The 21,524-nt window shown below is 26.4% G+C and carries 18 protein-coding genes; 7 read left to right on the top strand and 11 right to left on the bottom strand.

The annotated features are described in order from the left end of the window. Positions 1-68: 68 nt before the first annotated feature. The 3 genes from Q0J69_RS11090 to Q0J69_RS11080 all read right to left on the bottom strand — a co-directional run bounded on the left by Q0J69_RS11090 (position 69) and on the right by Q0J69_RS11080 (position 2,218). Positions 69-878, bottom strand: a complete 810-nt coding sequence (locus Q0J69_RS11090; RefSeq protein WP_297207476.1) for a pyridoxamine kinase — start codon at positions 876-878, stop codon at positions 69-71. An 11-nt stretch (positions 879-889) separates the two neighbouring features. Further along, complete coding sequence (locus Q0J69_RS11085; RefSeq protein ID WP_297207473.1) at positions 890-1,114, bottom strand: hypothetical protein; 225 nt, start codon at positions 1,112-1,114, stop codon at positions 890-892. A gap of 108 nt (positions 1,115-1,222) precedes the next feature. Next, positions 1,223-2,218: a hypothetical protein gene (locus tag Q0J69_RS11080; RefSeq protein ID WP_297207471.1), complete on the bottom strand. Its 996-nt coding sequence runs from the start codon at positions 2,216-2,218 to the stop codon at positions 1,223-1,225. 425 nt (positions 2,219-2,643) lie between these two features. Here Q0J69_RS11080 and Q0J69_RS11075 point away from each other — a divergent pair, with 425 nt between their 5' ends. From Q0J69_RS11075 to Q0J69_RS11055, 5 genes are all read left to right on the top strand, one after another. Continuing rightward, positions 2,644-5,283 carry a calcium-translocating P-type ATPase, PMCA-type gene (locus Q0J69_RS11075; protein ID WP_297207469.1) on the top strand — a complete coding sequence of 880 codons (2,640 nt, stop codon included), beginning with the start codon at positions 2,644-2,646 and terminating at the stop codon, positions 5,281-5,283. Between the two features lie 98 nt (positions 5,284-5,381). Beyond that, entirely contained in the window at positions 5,382-6,785 is a 1,404-nt protein-coding gene (locus Q0J69_RS11070) for a tetratricopeptide repeat protein (protein WP_297207466.1), read from the top strand. Positions 6,786-6,870: 85 nt separating this feature from the next. Further along, positions 6,871-7,455 (top strand): RlmE family RNA methyltransferase, encoded by a 585-nt coding sequence (locus Q0J69_RS11065; RefSeq protein WP_297207464.1) that lies wholly within the window; start codon positions 6,871-6,873, stop codon positions 7,453-7,455. 14 nt (positions 7,456-7,469) lie between these two features. Continuing rightward, entirely contained in the window at positions 7,470-7,898 is a 429-nt protein-coding gene (locus tag Q0J69_RS11060) for a SoxR reducing system RseC family protein (RefSeq protein WP_297207462.1), read from the top strand. Positions 7,899-7,907: 9 nt separating this feature from the next. Then, on the top strand, positions 7,908-8,357 hold the full coding sequence (locus Q0J69_RS11055; protein WP_297207459.1) for a hypothetical protein: 450 nt from the start codon (positions 7,908-7,910) through the stop codon (positions 8,355-8,357). 150 nt (positions 8,358-8,507) lie between these two features. On the opposite strand, the gene Q0J69_RS11050 is transcribed toward Q0J69_RS11055, so the two are convergent. After that, complete coding sequence (locus Q0J69_RS11050; protein WP_297207456.1) at positions 8,508-10,805, bottom strand: DUF3536 domain-containing protein; 2,298 nt, start codon at positions 10,803-10,805, stop codon at positions 8,508-8,510. 179 nt (positions 10,806-10,984) lie between these two features. Between Q0J69_RS11050 and Q0J69_RS11045 the strand changes: the two genes are divergently transcribed. Together Q0J69_RS11045 and Q0J69_RS11040 are read left to right on the top strand one after the other, a co-directional pair. Beyond that, positions 10,985-12,496, top strand: a complete 1,512-nt coding sequence (locus Q0J69_RS11045; protein ID WP_297207453.1) for a DUF4836 domain-containing protein — start codon at positions 10,985-10,987, stop codon at positions 12,494-12,496. Further along, positions 12,493-13,215 (top strand): TlyA family RNA methyltransferase, encoded by a 723-nt coding sequence (locus Q0J69_RS11040; protein ID WP_297207450.1) that lies wholly within the window; start codon positions 12,493-12,495, stop codon positions 13,213-13,215. Before Q0J69_RS11045 ends, Q0J69_RS11040 begins: the two co-directional genes overlap by 4 nt. Here Q0J69_RS11040 and Q0J69_RS11035 read toward each other — a convergent pair. The 7 genes from Q0J69_RS11035 to Q0J69_RS11005 all read right to left on the bottom strand — a co-directional run bounded on the left by Q0J69_RS11035 (position 13,198) and on the right by Q0J69_RS11005 (position 21,419). Further along, positions 13,198-14,166 (bottom strand): cyclic nucleotide-binding domain-containing protein, encoded by a 969-nt coding sequence (locus tag Q0J69_RS11035; RefSeq protein ID WP_297207447.1) that lies wholly within the window; start codon positions 14,164-14,166, stop codon positions 13,198-13,200. The two genes, Q0J69_RS11040 and Q0J69_RS11035, sit on opposite strands and share 18 nt — an antisense overlap. 257 nt (positions 14,167-14,423) lie before the next feature. Further along, complete coding sequence (locus tag Q0J69_RS11030) at positions 14,424-15,581, bottom strand: cyclic nucleotide-binding domain-containing protein (RefSeq protein WP_297207443.1); 1,158 nt, start codon at positions 15,579-15,581, stop codon at positions 14,424-14,426. 90 nt (positions 15,582-15,671) lie between these two features. Beyond that, a complete protein-coding gene (locus Q0J69_RS11025; RefSeq protein ID WP_297207440.1) occupies positions 15,672-16,811 on the bottom strand; it encodes a cyclic nucleotide-binding domain-containing protein in 1,140 nt (379 codons plus the stop codon). 336 nt (positions 16,812-17,147) lie between these two features. Beyond that, the gene (locus tag Q0J69_RS11020) at positions 17,148-18,335 is read right to left on the bottom strand and encodes a cyclic nucleotide-binding domain-containing protein (protein ID WP_297207438.1); all 1,188 of its coding nucleotides are present in this window, start codon (positions 18,333-18,335) and stop codon (positions 17,148-17,150) included. Positions 18,336-18,345: 10 nt separating this feature from the next. Next, positions 18,346-19,053, bottom strand: coding sequence for a hypothetical protein (locus tag Q0J69_RS11015; protein ID WP_297207436.1), 708 nt, complete (start codon positions 19,051-19,053; stop codon positions 18,346-18,348). Between the two features lie 63 nt (positions 19,054-19,116). Beyond that, complete coding sequence (locus tag Q0J69_RS11010) at positions 19,117-20,934, bottom strand: family 10 glycosylhydrolase (RefSeq protein ID WP_297207433.1); 1,818 nt, start codon at positions 20,932-20,934, stop codon at positions 19,117-19,119. Positions 20,935-21,101: 167 nt separating this feature from the next. Next, positions 21,102-21,419 (bottom strand): thioredoxin family protein, encoded by a 318-nt coding sequence (locus Q0J69_RS11005; RefSeq protein WP_297207430.1) that lies wholly within the window; start codon positions 21,417-21,419, stop codon positions 21,102-21,104. Positions 21,420-21,524 lie beyond the last annotated feature (105 nt).

The following is a 21,524-nucleotide window of genomic DNA, read 5'->3' as shown; positions in this document are numbered from 1 at the left end:
TGTGTGAAATATCAGAAGAAGCTGCATTTAAAATATTATAAAAATTTTGAAATAAGTATATTGATTTTTTAAAGTAAGTTAAGTCTTTTCTCTATGGAAATACCATATAATCTGTCATCATTTTCTCTTACGGATGCTTCTACAGAATCATATATAAATTTTGTAGCCTTTTTTACAGAAGTTTCTATACTATTTCCTTTTAAAATGTATCCAAGAAGTGAAGAGCCGAAAGCATCTCCAGTACCAGGTATGCTTATATTTATTTTAGGATAATAGCTTGTAATTATATTATTATTTTCAAAGCATAAACATCCAATATTATCGTCTTTTGAAACACTGGTAACTATTACAGTTCTAGGACCCATTTTAGAAAGATTGACAGCCATTTCTTTAACTTCCTCTTCATTATATCTTTTAGAAGGGTCCTTATCAAGCAAAACAGATAATTCAGTAATATTAGGAGTTACTATATCAGCATGCTTTATAATGTTTTTCATAGAATTTACATGTTCGCTTGACATTGAAGGATAAAGTTTTCCATTATCCCCAAGTATTGGATCTATTAAAATAGTGCTGATATTAAAATGCTCTATTATATCTATTACAATATCAGGCTGTTTTCCAGAAGCAATCCATCCTACATAAAATGCATCAAATTTTGGATTTCTTAATTTTAATTCTTCTACAATCTTTTCTAATTGTTCTGTTAAATTAAATGCACAGAATGATTCAAAAGCTGTATGATTTGAAAGCAATACGCTTATAAGAGGTGATACTTTTATACCAAAATAGGATAATATAGGGATATTCACGGTAAGGGATGCTTTACCGTAAGAACATAAATCATTTAAAAGAAGTACATTTAAATCTTTTTGCATTTTTTATTCTTTTATTTGAAAATGATAAGTGATTTGCTGTCGGCAAGGACTTTATATCCAGCTATTCTAGCAAAGTATGAAAATTCATCAAGAGAAATATCGTATCTGTCTTCTATTTCTTCCTTTGTAACTTTCATTTTTTTACTTCCAGACAAAAAAGCCTGAAGATCAAAACCAGAATTGCCATACTTTCTCTCAATTTCTTTTTGAAACGGATTTTTTTTAGATCTTCTCATTAATTTCTCCAAAAAGAATTTTACCCTATATAGTATTATTTATAACATATAATCGATTTTTTTTCAATTTATTTTAATAAAAATATTATAAAAGGCAATATTTTATATTTAATTTTTATTTAATGTTAATTGAGTTCCGTCAGGCTGTGTATATGTAACAGTTTGTTTATCGTATGAAAATACAAATTTATATTCTTTTGTAGGGTATCTTGAAGAATATTGATATATAATTAACTTATTTCCAGACATAACAGGGGTGCCGTAACTTACACCAGTTAAAGTAACTTGGGATGATCCCACAGTTAATGTTATGCCTCCGCCTGTATATGTTCCATTATACGGAGTGAATATATCATATCTAGTTAGTTTTTCGTATTGTAATTGATCATTTATCCAAGTATTTCCAAATATTAATTTATCATTATAGAAATGCAGATCTTGTTTGCTTGTAGTTCCTCCGGGCTGTGTGTATGTTATTGTGAGTACATTTCCATTATAATAGTCCTTAGAATATGTTATATTAAAATTTTCATCAATATATACCTGACCTATTGAATCTATAAGAATATAGTATTTTTTGGTATTATCATAATCATAATAGTAATAATTTCCAGTTTCAGCAGCCAAAGCACTTATTGGGCTTCCTAATTTATCACCATATCCATTTTGTGAAGAGTAAGCATCTTTATGAAATATAGCATTTGCAAAAAGATATATATTTCCATCATAACCAAAGTTAAAAGTAAACATTTCATCATTCATTTCATATCCTGCACCTGTGCTGCTGGATTGTCCTTCTATATATATTTGAAGTTTGCTTCCGAATAATGTTCTGACAGCATTAATTTGTGTTCCATATCCGCTATATATATCACTCCCTTCTATTCTATATCTCATATCAAGGCTTCCATCTTCATAAGTTGCATAATAAATTCCATTATGCTGTTCTAAAAATACATTTATAACTGATTGATCTGTTATTGCCACGTCAGGATGTATAAGACTTCCATCCCCTATATCATTAAGTTCATCAGGGTCTGTTATTAAAGCAGTACAGTTTAGTATAATTAACGGAATACATATCATTATAATTTTTTTAATCATTTTTTTGCTCCTAACAGTAATCAGAATTGTTAAATACTATTATCATATAGTAAAATGATACAGCAGCTATGTAAAAAATCAATACATAATGTATATTTTTTTGGAACTATATTATACTTATTATGAATTTTAGTACTTTATTATAATATTTTTATTAAATAAAAATATTTTTTCTTGACATTATTTTTATTATATGTTATTATACATTTAAATTCATAATCAAATACTCATGAGGGAGTAGTTGGCGTATTATTACGCGGCAAAGTCAACATCGCAGCTCTTAAATTAATAGAGTTTGGCAAGCCTTAATTAATGAGACTCAGGTATAAATAAGCTTTTAAAGTATTTCAATGCTTTGATAGTTTATTTATGCATGAGTCTTTTTTTATGCATTTTTTATAAAAATAATTAAATGGAGGTTATTAATGAATAGCTTTTTAGGAACTAAGAATGACATTATAAAAGAACTAAATATTGATCCTAATATAGGTTTAACTGAAGAAGGCAGAAAACTAAGTTTAGAAAAATATGGTTCCAATAGCTTTACGAAGGAAAAAGGAGCTACCTTAATTCAAAAGATATTAGAATCATTAAAAGAACCTATGATGTTAATGCTTATATTTGCTGGTATTATAGCTATAGGCGTAAATACTGTGGCATACTTTAATGGAGGGCATGCTGACTTTTTAGAGTGTTTGGGTATATTCCTAGCAATAAGTTTATCAATTACAATTACAATAGTTATGGAAGGTAAAAGTGCTAAAGCATTTGAAGCATTAAATAGCATCAATGAAGATATCAGAGTAAAAGTTATAAGAGATGGTAATATAGAAATAATCAATCAGAAAGATTTGCTTGTAGGCGATATTGCTTTTATAGAAACAGGAAACAAACTTCCTGCTGACGGAAGATTATTAGAGAGCGTATCCCTTAATATTGATGAATCCGCTTTAACAGGAGAAAGCGAACCAGTAGAAAAAGATGCGGAAGCTGTACTTACAGATGATAAAACTCCAGTAGCTGAAAGAATAAATATGGCTTATTCTGGTTCATTTGTTACTACTGGTAATGGAAAGATGATAGTTACATCTGTAGGCGATGCAACTGAATTTGGTAAAATAGCAAGAGAGCTTTCAAAAACTCAGAAGACTTCTACTCCTTTACAAGAGAAACTTGCTCAGCTTGGTAAAAGAATAGCTATGTTTGGTATAACAGCTGCTGCTATAGTATTTATTATTCAGGTCGTTAATTATATAAGAACTGGAAATGCAAATTTTACTACTATATCAGAGGCTTTTATTACTAGTATAGTTTTGATTGTAGCATCTGTTCCAGAGGGACTTCCTACAATAGTTGCTGTTTCACTTTCTATAAATATTATAAAAATGGCCAGTCAGAATGCATTAGTAAAGAAAATGGTTGCATGCGAAACTATAGGAAGTGTTAATGTTATTTGTTCTGATAAGACTGGAACTTTAACAGAAAATAAAATGACTTTAAATAAATTATTTGCAAATGGTGAATATATAGAGCCAGAAAATATAAAAAATGAAAAAATTATTAAAAACTTTGCTATTAACTCTACAGCAGATGTTGATTATAAAGACGGAATTGCTAAGTTTTTGGGAAACCCAACAGAATGTGCTTTATTAGTTGCTGCAAGTAAATCTGATTATAATTATAAAGAGATAAGAGAGAAATCAAAAATCATATATGAATATCCTTTTTCATCAGATACTAAAAATATGACAACGGTTGCTAAAATAGATAATGAAACTATTGTATTCACTAAGGGAAGCCCTGAAAAAATAATGGCTATGTGCAGTATAAGTGATGATGAGAAAAAAGGAATTGAAGAGGCTATAGAAAAATTCCAAAATGAGGCTAAGCGTGTAATAGCATTTGCTCACAAGATAGTTGATGATAATGTTGATAATATAAGGGAAAAACTTGAAAGCAATATGATATATGACGGATTTGTAGCAATATCTGACCCTGTTAGAAAAGAGGTTTATGATGCTGTTGAGCAGTGCAGAAGTGCTGGAATAAACATAAAAATGCTCACAGGAGATAATATAGTTACAGCAACTGCTATAGCAAGAGAGTTAAAAATACTTAATGAAAGCAGCATAGTTCTTGAGGCAAAAGATATTGATGCTATGGACGATAATACATTAAAACAAAATTTAAGCAAGATATCAGTTATAGCTAGAAGTACTCCTACAGTAAAAATGCGTGTTGTAAATGCCATAAAAGAGATGGGAAATGTTGTTGCTGTTACAGGCGACGGAATCAATGATGCTCCTGCTATTAAGAATGCTGATGTAGGTGTTGCTATGGGTATAACAGGTACTGAAGTATCAAAAGAGGCTAGCGATATAGTACTTCTTGATGACTCTTTTGCTACTATAGTAAAAGCTGTTCAATGGGGACGCGGTATTTATGATAATTTCCAAAGATTTATACAGTTTCAGCTTACAGTTAATTTGGCTTCTGTAGTAGTAGTTCTTATATCTACATTAACAGGATTAAAATCTCCGTTTTCAGCAATACAGTTATTATGGATAAATATTATTATGGACGGACCTCCTGCTATTGCTTTAGGGCTTGAACCTATAAGAGATAACTTGATGAAAAGAATGCCTACAAAAAGAAATGCAAGCATTGTAACTAAAAAAATGATATTCAAAATAGTATTTTCTGCTGTGGTTATGATTATATTATTCATGCTTCAAAGCAAATTAAATATACTTAATGTTTCTGAGGCTGAGCAGTCTACTGTATTATTTGCTATGTTTGTAATGTTCCAAATATTCAATTCTTTTAATAGCAGAGAGCTTGGATTCGACAGTGTATTTAAGTATTTCTTAAATAACAAATTAATGCTTTTGAGTATGGGTATTACTTTTGTATTACAAATATTAGTAACTCAGTATGCTGGAGGATTTTTCAATACTGTTCCTTTAAGTTTTAATACTTGGATTAAAGTTATTGGAATTTCATTAATTATTATATTAGCTGCTGAAATTTTTAAAATTTTTGTTAGATTACTAGTAAGAAGATAAACTATATTTAAATATATATAGAAAAAATTATTTTAACTTATTGAAAATAATTCCGAATTTATATATAGTATATTAAATTAAAAGTTAAAGAATAGGATATGAATTATATTTATATTATAGTATTTTTATGTGTATTCGTTACACTTTTACTTATTGTTAAGAAGTTTCTATTTGGAGCTTTGAATAAAAAAGGTTCAGATATGGAGAAGGTTAATAAATTTTTATCTGAAGGTAAAAATGATTTAGCCTTGCTTAAACTTAAAGACATATTAGCTAAAGATAAAGCTGGAATAAAAAGAGCTAAGCTTCATACTATGATAGGTAATTGCTATGCCAGTATGGAAGAGTATTCTTTTGCTATAGTAGAATACAGACATGCTATAGATGACGGAGACGATTCTCCCGATACTGTATTGGCTTTGGCTAGAGCATTAAATAAAATAGATAGAAAAGGGGAGGCTTTAGCTCAATATCTTCCACTATTAAAATTAGACGAATATAAATTAATAGTATCTACTGAAATTGGTATTATTTATTATGAAAACAGACAATATGATACGGCTATAAAATATTTTAATGAAGCTTTAGATATTCAGTCTAATGATACAGAAGCATTGAAGTATAAGGCTTTTTGTCTTGTTAATATAGGCAATTATAATGATGCTATATCTATAATGAATAATATTTTAAGAAAGAATCAGGAAGATGTTATACTTAATTATAATTTGGGAAGAGCTTATAAAGGCAGAGATGATTATAAAAATGCTATTAAACATTACACTGTTTCTTCAAAAGATAAAGAGTATGCTGTTAAGTCTTTATATGAGATTGGATTATGCTATATAAAATTAGATAATATGGAAATGGCTATAAGCACTTTGGAAAATGCTGTAAACCATGAAAGTTATGATAAAGATTTAAATTTATCTATACTGTATACTTTATCTGAATGCTATGATAAGGTAGGAAATATAAATAAATCTATGGAGATATTAGAAGGCATTATCGTAATAGATTCTAATTATAAGGACGCTAATGAAAAATTAAATACTTATAAAGAATCAAAATACAGTGAGAATATCAAAAAATTCTTTAAATTGGAAGGAGATGAATTTCTTAATTATGCTTTAAAGGTGGTTTCATGTTTGGGACTTATACCTTATTCTGTTAAGATTACTGATAAAAAATATTTGATAGTATTTTCTAAAGAAGGCAAAGGCGTTCATTCTCCTAAAAAGATAGTATATTTCAGAACTTCATACAGCCCTATATTTAATGATGAGCTTGTGCATTTATATGAGTATGCTGCTAATTCTAATATTCCTAACTGTGTTTTGATTACATGTGCTATGGTTAGTCCTGATGCTATTAGATATGCTGCTATGTCAAGAATAGATATAGTTGGAATAAAGAGATTAGAAAATTTGGTTGAAAAGGCTGTTCTTACTAATTTGCCTGTAGGGGTAACTAAGTCAGAAGAGAAACTTGATTGGGTATTATAAACAAATATGATTATTTTTTAATAATTAATTTAACAATAGGTTTTTAATAAATCTATTGTTTTTATTTTAAATAGTGGGCTGTTTAATGAAAAAGGTGCAGGATTTTTATTTTAAGAAAGCTAAAGATGAAAATTATAAGGCTAGAAGTGTATTCAAATTGGAAGAGGCACAGAATAAATTTAAGTTTATAAAATCATCTGATAGGGTATTGGATGTAGGATGTTCTCCTGGTTCTTTTAGTCAGTATATGCTTAATAAAATATTAAAAAGCGGATGCGTGGTAGGAGTTGATATATTAGAAAATTCTTTTTCGCATCAGAGATTTACATTTATATTAGGCGATATAAAAGATATGGATGCTTCTAGTTTTGACAATACGGAATTTGATGTTGTTGTAAGCGATGCCATGCCTAATACAACTTCAGATAAGGAAACTAATCATTTCAGATCAATTTCTTTGTGCAAAGCCATATTTAATTTATCAAAAGATGTATTAAAAAATGGCGGAAATTTTTTCATTAAGGTATTTGACGGCAAGGATTTGCAGATGTTCAAAAAAGAGTTAAGCGAATATTTTGAATCTGTTAATGTATTTAAACCCAAGAGTTCAAGAGATGAGAGCAGGGAAGTTTTTTTATTTTGTAAAAATTTTAAAAAATTGAATAACTAAGGGGGAAAGTTATTATGAAAAGAGAATTTGCTTTGGTTCTAGAAACATATAATAATAATATTGCTAAGGTTGAATTACAAAGAAGTACAAGCTGCGACGGATGTACTATATGTTCTAAGGGTAAGCCTGTTGTGCTTAGAGCTTTTAATAATATAAATGCAAGCAAGGGAGATAGCGTTGTTATAGAGGTTGAGGAGTTAAAAAAAGGTACCAATTTTTTTGTATACATTATACCTTTGTTATGTCTTATAGTTGGATATTTTATAGGAGAATATATTTCAAAGTTTGCTAATATTGAGCATAATTTGGGCCCTATATTTTCTTTTATAGTATTCTTTATATATGTTATACTGGGCATTAGAAGGCTTAAAAAAGAGAATAAAATAATAGCAAATATTATATGCAAAAATGAAGTTATAGAAAATTTTGAAACTAATAAATAAAGGCATAATATGAAAAAAATTATAATAACTATAATTACCATAATTATTTCTGTTACAATAACATATATTATTATATCTAAAAATAAGCCTTATGAAGAGTTTTATGACATAGGAAAAGATTCCATATCTTCTGTTTATAAAATTACTGGATTAAAGATTCATCCTAGAATAGATAAATCTGAAGAAGGTGATATAAAAATATTAACATTTGACAATGTGGATAATGTTTTATTACATAGTGTTAAATATGCTAATTATTTATGGAAAAATGAAGGCTATTATATAACTACTAATTATAATTTTGGAAAAGAGCTGGATGGAAGTGTAGAGCTTGCTAAAAATTCATCTCAGGATGGAAGGGTTATTAGAATAAATGTTGATTGCTATACTAACAATTCATTTACAGTAGTATTAAGCTTGATTAACGGCAGTTTAATAATGAGAAATACTAATGAATAAAATATAATAAATTTGTTTCAAAATACTTGACAATATTATAAATAAAATTTTTATAACTTATTATTTGAGTATATACAGCACCTAAAAAATTGGGCGGTACAACTGTGTGCTTCACAGTTCTAGTAGCCACAATTAAAAATAAAATTAGTTTTAAATATTATCCATATTAAAATTAAGCCAATATCCAAGCTCTTTAAATAGCTTTTTTTCTTCTTCATTAAATTGAAGATTCCCAGATTTATACTTCATAAGTATTTGATAGAATATATTTTCAAAAGTGTTTCTATCTATAGGCATGTCATTTGTAGATAAGAATTTTATATCTCTAAGCAAGTCAAATATAATTTTAGCATTTACGGTATTGTATAATTCATTTAATGCTGTTTTTATATTATCTCCTATTAAACTTGATATTCCGCTGTTGGATATAAATATTCCCGCATTTCTAGCATCTCTTAGATTTTCAGAAACTTCATCATAAGCATCTCTGCCATTATTTATTATTTTTTCTCTAAGTATAGGAGAAGCCATAGCACCCATTATCCTTCTATAGTCATAGTCTGGAGTTATATTATTTAAATTGAAGTATGTAAATAATTTTCTGTATTCTGGGTATATTTGATGCATCAATTCATCGAGCTTTTTAATATCTTCTTCAAATAAACTATCTGCTAACTTATCCCTTATATCCGAAGTTAAATCTTTTAAATACATTGTATAAATAGTACTTTTATCTAAGTTATCATAAACTTCTGATATTTGAATTTGATTTTTAAACTCATGGTTTTCTTTAAGCATATTTACTCTAAAATAAATATCCGCTGCTATATTATCTATCAATATTCCTTCAACATAATTTTTTTCTATTTTTGTTGATTTAATTTCATGTTTAAAAATATTAATATTTATATCTCTGTATTCGCTTGCTATAAGATTAAATATAAAGTGATTTATTACATATAATTTTGTAAATACATCAACTTTAGCTTCTTTTTCATAGAAATATCTTGCCGTATGATGTTCTGGTTTATTGCTTACTGATTTTTCAAGCGTTTCTAAAAATTCCTTATGAGCATCATCAACAAATGTAACATTTTTATCTTTAACAAGCAGTCTGGCATAATGAAATGACTGTTCAGCATACTGCATATTTTTTATAGGTTCAAGCCTTGATACATCTTCAAAAAACCATCCGCATGAAGTATATGAGAATAATGAGTATTTATAAGATTCCATTAAAAATATAAACTCTTTAAATGATATATACTTTCTGCATATTTCATATAAATCTTTTGCATCAAAATCACTATATATAGCACGCACATATTCTTCTCTCAAAGAATTCCTAGTATCATCTGTAAAATCCAAGAAAGTTTTAAATAACTTATCCTGCATTTTTCTTAATATATCAAAAGCATCGCGTAAAGGACCTCTCCAAGATAAATCGCATCCGTCATATCCTCCGCATCCGCAGTTGCTTCTCCACCTTTCAACCCCATGAGAGCAGCTCCAAGATGTACCTCTTCCTCCAGTTCCCTCATGAAGTATAACCTCTTCTATAGGAGGAAACATATTCAAATAATATTCATAATTTATCGGTGTAATTCCGTCATAAACAGCATTTTCTTTAAAATACCTTGCTAAGCACATATCAGCAAAAGGTTCATGGTGTCCATAGCTTTCACCGTCTGTTGCTATATTAACAAGTCTTCTTTCTCCATAAGCATTTCTGATTCTTTCTGCAAGTTTATCGGATGAGGTGAGCAAATGCTGAAATGCTATATCATTTGATATGTAAGGATCATAGAAAAATACAATTATTCTTTTTCCATTATGTCCGTAAAGCCAATAAGGTTTGGAAGTATCTATTTTTCCTCCTGATACATCTAATGTTTGTATATTTTTTACATAATGTGCCTGATATGGAGAGAGTATTGTGAATTTTACTCCGCAGTCGCATAAAGCATCAACAACATCTAAATTAATAGCGGTTTCCGAAAGCCACATTCCGCTGGATTTTCTTCCAAAGTATTTTTCAAAGTTGTAAAGTCCCCATTTAATTTGAACTCTCATATCCTCTTTTTTAGCCAAAGGAAGTATTATATGATTATAAACCTGAGCAATTGCATTACCGTATCCAAGCCTTTGTATGCTTTTTTTATCCGCTTCTAATATACGGTTTAATAAATCTTTTCTAGTTTTAGCTATATAATCTAATAGGGTAGGTCCGAAATTGAAACTTATATATTCATAATTATTGGACATGTCTATAATTCTTCCATAGCCGTCTAATATTCTTGAATAGGCATTAGGACTGTAGCATTCATTTGTTATTCTTTCATTCCAATCATGAGATGGTGCTGCACTTGCTTCCTTTGGAATTTCTCCTAAAAAAGGATTTTCTCTTGGGGGCTGATAGAAATGCCCATGCAGTATTAAGTATCTCATAATGAATATTTCCTAAAACTAAAATCATTATGATTATAAATAATTTATTTATATTTGCAAGAAGTTTTTACATTATACTATAAATATTTTTTTATTTATTAAGTTAATACTTGACTTTTAATTACAGTCTAATATAATATACTAAATAATAATATCAATTTTTAAGGAGTCTCTTGATTATGAAGAGAATAGCATTAATAACATTATCATTTTTATTTATATTAAGTACTCTTATTTATGCTGTAGATAAAAAATATATACCGAATAATGTTGATAGCGTTTTTTCTCTTAATGCAAATACTTTAGCTCAGAAAGCTGAAGTAGATTTGCAAAAGGTGTTAAATAATTTTTTCATGCAGGAATATGCTGATAAATATTTAGAATACAGAGATGATCCTTTTGTTGCTGAAGTAATGACTAATAAATTAAATGAATATATAGATTTTTCAAAAACATCAAGAGTAGTATTTTTTAACGGATATCAGCAAATGTCTATAATAGCAGATGTGAAAGATGTTACTGGTTTAGATAAATTAATGATAAAAATGGCAAGTCAGGAAGATAAGTTGGTATCTGTTGCAGATAATGCCGTTTATAAATATTTAGCTTTAGATGATTATAATTTGATTTCTTGGAATAATGATATATTTACAATTACTATAAAATTAAAAGATAATTATTGGTATAATGAAAAACTTAATAAAGATTATATAACTAATATAGCTAATTATATATTTTTAAATAATACTCCGTTGGAAGATGAAAAATTTAATGCTTTGGAAACAGAAACTAATGATTGCTATGTTTGGGCTAATTTGTCAATATTGGCTGATGATACTTCTGATTTTGCGAGATTTTTATTTGGAAGAAGTTATGATGGTATACCAAGAGATAGTTATAAAGATTCTATATTAACGGCAAAAATAAATTTTAATAACGGAAATGCTGATGTTGTTGTTGATAATTATTCTCCTAATTATCCGTTTAATACTTCTTTATTAAAAAAAGAGCTAGCTGATAATATATATACTTTTGTTAATGGAGAAAACAATTACGGATTTTTATCATTAGCATTTAACAGCAAAGAATTATCAAATCATATTAAAAATATTATGGGGGATATAAATAATCTTCCTATTGTAGAAGAATTTTATACTCTTGAAGAATACGGAATTGATGTTTATAAATTTTTAGAACTTTTTGGAGGAGATGTATTTGTATCCGTATGGGATATGCCTTCTTCTGAAGTTTCTGATTCTCCTGCTGTATTGTTTTCAGCTTCTATAACTGATAATGATTCTGTAAAAACTATATTAGAGGCTTTGTCTGAAGATTCTGCAAATGATGTATATACTATAGACGGATATTTCTGTTATATAAAAGATTCTATTCTTTATATAGTTAATAATCAGGATGTTATTAATTCTATAGTTAATGGAGAAGTTCCTTCCACTCCTTTAAGCAGCGATAAGTTAAATATAGCTAAGGGCAATACTTTATCGTTATATTTTGAATTCAGTCCTGATTTAGATTTATATGGTATAGATGAATATACTGAATCATTAGAATCTGTATATTTTACTTCTAATATTTTAGAAAATAATCATACTCAAATGGTATTAAAGATAAATGCAAGAGATAAAGAGAAAAATGCTCTTACAGTTATTAGATCTTTTATTGATTTAGAATGAGATTAGATGAATATATACATCTAAATGGTTATACAGAAAGCAGGTCTAAAGCACAGGATATAATACTTGCTGGATGCGTATTTGTTAATGGAGTAAAGGTAACATCTAAGGCACATAAAGTAAAGGAGAGCGATAGTATAGATGTTGTTCAAAATAGAAAATATGTATCTAGGGCTGGAGATAAATTAGATAAAGCGTTTTCATGTTTTAATATATCTGTAGAAAATAAAGTATGTTTAGATATAGGTGCATCTACTGGAGGGTTTACAGATTGTCTGCTTTATCATGGTGCTAAAAAAGTTTATGCTTTGGATGTAGGACATAATCAGCTCGTTTATAAACTTAGAAATGACAGCAGGGTAGTATCAATAGAAGATTTTAATGCCAAAGATATTAAAAGAGAAATGTTTAATAATGAGATACCTAATGTTATTGTAAGCGATGTTTCTTTTATTTCAGTGTCTAAAATAGCTCCTATTATATATAAAGAATTATATGATTTAGAGTTTTGGGTTAGTCTAATAAAACCTCAATTTGAAGCTGAAAAAGGAGAGGTATCAAAGGGTGGTATAATTAAGGATGATACTCTTAGGGATAAAATTCTAAATAATGCAGTTTCAAAAATATTAAACTGCGGATTTAAAGAAGTGAACAGAACAGTATCCCCTATAAAAGGTTCAAAGGGTAATATAGAGTATTTATCACATTTTATCATCTAATTTATATGTATTTCTTTGTTTATAAATATCATATTCTTTATAAAATTCCTCTACATTTGTAACTATCAAATATCCGTCAAGAGATACGTTCAATGCTTTTATTTTTCCTAAATCATCTATAATGTCATCATAATATTGAACACCAATCATAGAACATATATCATTTATATTATACGGTAAAGTTATTCTGTCAAAATTTTTGAATAAAAGCTCCATTTTTAGTAATGCTTCTATTATTATTACGAATCTAGTAACTGCATTATTTGATTTAAACGCTCTTATTCTTGATATAGTACTGTATACTCTCATACTCATTATCTTAACAAAATATAATCTCAATGTTCTGTCATTTACAACTAAATCCATTAATTCTTCTTTTTTTGCTAATTGTATAATTGAATCTTTAAGAACAATAGCTGTAGTATATAAAGGTTGATCTTTCAATATAGGTGTGTATCCATTTAAAATATCATTGCTGGATAATATTCTTCTTGTAACTTGTTTTGAATCAAATATATTGTATACGCCTATTTCCCCATTTTTTATTATATATAAATAATCATTGCTCTGAAGCTCTGTATATAAGCAAAATCCCTTTTTATATTTATAGATATTCTCATCTAGTTTTTCAGCACCTTCCAATGGAGTCATAGTTTTTAATATTGTTGAAACTTCTTCTATAGTATCTTCATCTCCATTATTCAATTCTATATATTTTTTATATAGTTTATAAGCTGCATCTTCAAATCCATTATCACTATATATTTTTCCCATTTCTATAATATTTAATTTTTTATTTCTATTACTATTAATGTTTCCATAAGGATTATTTGATTTATATAAGAAATAATAGTATCTATTAAGCCATCTTTCAATATTTATAATAAGATAATTATATATTTTATTTATAAGGCTTTTATCATTAATTTTTTCTATTTCATAAATACTCATTTCCATAACTTCTAGGTCTTATTCTGCTTTTACAGTAGAAAAATATGGTTCATTTAATACAGCATTAAATAATCCTATTATTTCTCCTTCTTTGTATTCTACATTGTAGTTATCAGCAAAATAATTATATACTATTACTCTTCCTTTTTTAATTATAAAAAAGAATATCTAGGCTCCTGACCTTCCACGAATACGGTTGCTGATTTGTTAAATTTTACAGTTTTATAAGTTAACATAATTTTATCCATTTAGCTACATTAATAGTTATTTTTTTGATATTCATAATATTCTCTAAAAAAATTATCTATATTTGTAACATTAATATATTTATTTTTTATTATTTCTATGGAGTTTATTTTTTTAAACTCATTAAGTATATTTTCAGATTCAAGATTTATAGAATTTTTTATATCATCAATAGTATGAGATAATATTATACTGTTTGATTCTTCAAATAATATTTCTATTTTTAAAATGGATGATATAATTATAAATAATTTTAAAGTAATATTTTTTTCTTCCATAGCTCTTATTTTTAATAGAGTATTAACAACTTTTATAGACATCATCTTTATATTATATGTTCTTAATTGTGCATCTTTTATAGTCATTTCTAAAAACTCTTCATTAGTTAATATCTTTACATAAGAGTCTTCCAATGCAATTGATGTTGTTGCTAAAGGTTTATAATCCATATTTGAAGGATATCCGCTTATTATATAATTTTTTGTATACATTTCTCTTATTAAAAGTTTATTATTTAGTATATTATATACTCCGATTTTACCTGACATTATTATATATAGATAATTGCTCTGTCTGTTCTCAGTATATAAACAAGCACCTTTTTTATATAAAAATACATTATCAAGGAATCTAACAGGCTCTCCTATAGGTTTTATTTTTTCTATTTCATTTTTGGCTATTTCTACATCATCCTCATAGGAAAAATCTTCAATGTATTCTTTGTATAATTTGTATGCAGCATCATAAAAGCCGTTATTTTTATATATATCTGCCATTGTTAATAAACTTTCTTTATAGTATAAATCTACCTTATTTTTTACCAAATTTATATAATATCTTGACAGCCATGTCTCAAGTGTCAAACCAAGATAATTATATATTTTTTTTACTAAATCACTATTTTTAAGGTTTCTTATATCAGACATGTGTAATTCTAATACTTCGACATCTTCTACAGCTTCCATATTTACAAAATATGGTTCATTTATAGAAAGATTAACTAAGCCTATTATAATACCGACATTATATTCATTATTATATTTATCAGAATTATTTGAATAAGATATTATTTTTCCTTTTGTTATAATATAAAAGGCATCATTTGGATAATTGCCTTCTTCATATATTAAAGATGATTTCGGAAATTTTAAAGTCTTATAATCATTCATTTTTTTTATTTATAATATTATTTTTGATTATTATAATTACTTTTTGCAAAAATACAACTTTATTTGATATATTTTTTTATTATTTTTAGGCTACCTTATGTAATTTTTATATTCTTCTATATATTTAATAGTGTTACTGATTTCTATACTGTTATCTGTATCATTTAATTTTATATGTTTAATATGTTTAAGTTCATTGCTTATATCGTTTAAATCTGCATCTATATTTAACATATTTTTTATATCATATATTTTATAATCCAGATATATAGATTCTTTTTTATTGAATAATGTTTCTATTTTTATAATTGAATATAATATGATTATTAATTTAGATTTTATATCATTTGTATTTATTGCTTTTATTTTTAATACGGCATTATTAATTTTCATCGATGTCATTTTTATCAAAGTTTTGCTTAGTTCAAAGTTATCTAATAATTCTTCTTTATCTATTATTTCTATTACTGCATCAGATAAAACTATTGCAGTTGTCATCAATGGGGTGTATTCTAATGTTGGTTTATATCCATTAATTATATAATTATCTGAATAAATTATTCTTACTGTCTGCTTTGAATTTAATATACTGTATATTCCAACCTTTCCAGACTTAATTATATATATATGATTACCAGTATTGATTTCCGTATATAAACAGTATCCTTTTTTAAATCTGTATACATTTCCCTCTATATGCTTTGGTTCCTCTTCTGCTTTCATATTTTTAAGTAATTCTTTTACTTTATTAACGTCTTTATTCTCAGGAAATAATTTTATATATTCATTACACATTTTATATCCAGCATCTATGAATCCATTGTTTTTATAAATATTAGACATAATCAATATATCATCTTTATTGTACAGATCTACTTTATTTTTTGCTAATATGATGTAATATTTGCTTAGCCATGTTTCTAGAATAAAATAAAGATACCTGCATATTTTATCTATCAAGTCTTTATTGTTAATATTTAATATGTTATCTATTTTTATTACTTCGGTGTCTTCTACAGCTTCTATTGTTGAAAAATACGGCTCATTTATTATAGATGATATTAAACCTATAATATTTCCTTCTTTATTGTAGTATTTGTATTTTTCATAAAAATTATTATAAGATATTACTTTACCTTTTTTTATTATGTAAAAATAGTCTTCTGAATCTTCTCCTGATTTAAATATTAAATCAGATTTATTAAATTTGATTGTTTCATATTTTTCCATAAAAACCTATTGTTCTATTTTTTATCGCTAGCATTATAATATAAAGAATAATTATGTCAATAATAATTTATCAATTAGAAATTAATACTATTTGTGAATTGATATTATATTAGACTTGTTTAAAAACCAAATTTGTTAATATTTATAGTTTTTTAATTTAATATTCTTTTAATTATATTGGACGCACATGCCCCATCTAAAGTACGCTTCGAGAAGGACTGCATATTTATATATAAAAATAATAATTTATACAACATATAAAGGCATTATTTTTATAATTGATAAATTACAAAATTTTATACATAAATATTGTCAAGTACTTTTGAAATAAGCATATTATTTATTTATATTTGGAGTAGAGTTTCTTTTTCTGTATAATTCATATTCTTCAAAGAATTTCTGCAAATTTGGTATAATTATTTTACCATGTCTTGAAAATATTATTACATTAGTTTTTTTTACTTCGTTTTTTATATAATCTCTGTCTTCTATACCAACCATTGCACATATATCATGTGCTGTATAAGGCAATTCTAGAAAGTCCATATTTTTATTAAATAATAATTCTGTTTTAGCAAATGAATATACCATATTATAAAATTTACCTATCACACTTTTTACGCTTATGCTGTAGCTTTTTACTACGGTATTATATATTCTTCTTGACATTATGTTTACAAGATGATACTCCAATTTTTTATTGCTTAATGCCAATTTAAGAAAATCATCCTTATTTACAGTTTGAACTACGGTATCTTCCAATACAATACATGTTGTAAGTAAAAATTTATTTCCAAGCACTGGTTTATATCCAATTATATTTCCTTGATTGAATATTATTCTTGTTATTAATCTTCCATCAAATACACTGTATACACCAACTTTACCATCTCTTATAACATATATATCAGTATCACTTTCCAATTCAGAAAATATGCAGCTTCCTTTTCTGTATTCATATAGGTTATGATCTATTTGTAAAGGAGACTCTATATTTTCTTTAATTTCCATTTCAGATATTTTTTTATTTATTTCTGTGTGATCATGATTTGGGAATATTTCTATTATTTTTCTATACATATATAATGCCGCCAAAGTATAGCCATTTTCTTCATATATCCTTGCTATTTCTGCAGCATCATTTTCTCTATATGATCCAATATTTAGTGTTTCTGACAGCTTATGAAAATATTTACCAACCCATATTTCCATAAATTTTACTAAATATTTATATATACTCGCTATTATTTTTTCATCTTCAATACTATATATATCCTGAATTTTTATTTCTACTAATTGTACATCGGTAATAGCTATTGAAGTAGAATAATATGGTTCTCCTAATACTGCCGAAACTAATCCAAGTATATCTCCAACAGTAAGTTCAAAATTAGTATTTTCAATAACATAATTTTTATCTATTATAGTTCCTTCTTTTATTATATAAAATACATTTCTTGCATTTTCTCCTGATACAAATACTGTTGAATCTTTTTTAAACTCGATAATATTAAAGTCAATCATATAAAACACCTCAATAGCTATGATTTGTTAATTCAAATATTTTTTTATTCATAGTGTCTTCTACAAGTATAGTATTATTTTCTTTGAAATATGCTTTATAATAAATATCTAAATTATAATTATATTTTTTTAAAATAATATCCCTAATATCTAATAATTGAATAGTATTTATTTTTTTATCGAATATTTCCTTTGAAAAATCAAATAACAAGTATGTAAAGACTCTTTTATAAGCATCATTTTCTGTTTTTGATAGATAAAATATATAGAACAATATTTGGTTATTTGAATATTCAGAGTCTATAAAAACTAATATTCCATTTAAAGAATTATCCATATCATTATAAATTGCTTTATTATTATAAAAATTAAATTCTCTGTTTTTATTATGCAAATCAATTATTGAAAAGCCAGATAAATCTCTATTAAATATAAAATATTCATTATTATCATTATCTTTTATAATTTTAAACATTTTTGAATCATCACTTTTGTAATGATAAACTATAGAATTGTCATCAGTTTTATATAGTGTTCTATCATAACCTATAATATCTTTTTCATGTATATGTCCGAAATATCTTTTATGCTTCATATAATAATCATTATTTAATATAGTTTTCTTTTCTTTTTCAAAATAGTTATCTGAGAATAGTATACCATATTTAATCCAATGATTTTTATAATAATCTGTGTAATAAAAATTTTCTATTAACATATATTAATAGTATATTACTAAGAATTCTATTTGTCAAATATTATATTATTATTTTTTATCAGTTTAATCATTTATTATTATAAGATAATCGCTTTCATTATGTATTCTGTCCAATGCTGTTGCGTAATATATATAAGTATTTTTAGAATTTATTGTTTTATCTTTATATGTTATTTTTGAGTTTGCATTGAAATTGGTTCTTCTAATTTTATCTATTAATTCTATTCCAGATTCTCCTATAGTTTCTCTATATATAGCATAGTATACGGATGTTTTAATAGTAGGGCTATTATATTTATCTGTTATATATTCATTAGGGTCTGTAAATGATATCTCTATACCTCCGAATACTTTTTTTATTGAAGGATTTTCTAATTTTAAAGGTGCTTCTCTCATATCTTTCATTGTATTCATAGTGGGAACTATTGCTTTGAATATATAATTATTTTCTTTCATATATTTTACTGCCTCATTTCCAAAATCTCCACTATCTCTGTCTTTTTTGTACATACTATGCATTGTAAAAAAAGAAGAACCTTTTATATATCCAGCACCTATTTTTCTTATATAATCTATTTGTTCAGATATTAATTCTTTATTTCTCCATGGTTCAATATTAGTTCCGCTTCCCATTTTATATAAAGCATGACCTATATATATATCAGCTGTATTTCCGCTGCTTGATTTTTTTGCTTCATTTACCCACCATTTTACTATAGTATCGAAAGGAACTGTTTTATGATATGAACTCCAATAAACTTGAGGTATTACAGCATCAATATACATTCTATTTATTCCGTCTTTTCTTGCCGCATTTTTTAATGAGGATGTTTTTTCTCCATTAAGAAGCCATAATAGTACATCGGCATGCAAAGCATCAAAATTAGGATTATATGATCTAGTATCGCTCCCATATCTGCTTCCTGCATATTCTGATAATTTTTCCTTGTTTCTCCAAACACCAGCTGGAGATATAGTCCATTTTACATACGGCTTTCTTGATTTTATTTCTCTGTATATTCTGCTTACCAATCTGTTAATATTATCTCTTCTCCAAGCATAAAGTCCATTAACTCCGTAATCATCATAAGAAGTATCTTTTATATTATATCCTAATTTTGAACCATACCTGCTGGCACTTGAAGCATCAGGCCAGTCTTTATATGTTTTTCCCATAGCTGCATTTTGGTAAAAGTAATCATCAAAATGTATTCCATCTATATCATAATTTTCTACTACTTCTATAACTGAGCTTACTATATATTCAGCACTTAAAGGCTCTCCTGGGTCTAAATATAGTCTTTTATCGTACCAATATATTGGCTTTAGATTATTGGATACATAAGTGTGAATAAAATTTTTCTTTGAAAATTGTTCGCTGTATGTTTTATTAGGATCATAAGTTAAAGATATTCTATAAGGATTAAACCAAGCATGAACTTCTAAATTTCTTTTGTGTGCTTCATCTATTATAAACTCAAGCATATCAGTTTTGAAAGGATAATCATCTCTTTCATCGCTTGATTTAGAACCAAAAAAATATCTGGTAGTAGGATTTATTTTTGAAGGAAATATCACTCCTGCATCAGGCTTTACTTGAATGAATACAGCATTAAAATTATTATCATATAATGTATCCAAATGTTTTATAATAAGTTTTTTCTGTTCGGATTCGCTGCCTCCTTTTAAAGGCCAGTCTATATTTGCAACTGTTGAAAGCCATGCAGCTCTAAACTCTCTGTAAAGAGGATTTAAACTTCTATCTTCTTTCATATTTTTTACTAGCATACTTCTTAAATTATCAGGTACTGTTACATTTAAAGTTTTGCATGATGATACTAATATAATAAAAAGTGATATCAATATAATAATTTTCTTCATAATTTTTCTTTGCTTATTATTAATTGCTTTAAGATTATATATTTAATAAACTGAACAGTCAATATATTTTGATTAGTAAGTTTAGATAAGATAGTTTAATTAATAAATTTTAATGAATAATAAAAAAGGGACTTATATAAAGCCCCTTTTAATAAAAATTACTTAAATTATAGCATGCTGTCTACCATAGCTTTAATGTTTTCAATAGTAGCTTCTTCTTTAGTAACTTCTTTAACTTTAGCACCATCTTTATAGATAGCGATAGTTGGAAGACCTAAGATTTTTTCACGAATAGCTAATCTTCTAGCTTTAGAAGTGTTAAAAGAATAGAATGGAACTTTGCCTTCATAGTCTTTAGATAACTCATGAACATGAGGCATTAATGCTTTACAAGGTTCACAAGTATCTCCAAAATAGTCAACTAAGCATAATTCTTTTGAATTTATTACTTTTTCATCAAAATTATCTTTATCTAATTCTTGCATTATAAAACTCCATATATGTATTTTATATTATACATTATATAAAAAATATATAGTTAGTCAAGTAAAAATATGATTTATTTTTTATTTTTATAATAAATAAATAAT

The sequence above is a fragment of the uncultured Brachyspira sp. genome (genome assembly GCF_944388875.1).
In the GTDB taxonomy this organism is placed as follows: Bacteria; Spirochaetota; Brachyspiria; order Brachyspirales; family Brachyspiraceae; genus Brachyspira.
This window is presented reverse-complemented; position numbering and strand designations above follow the sequence as displayed.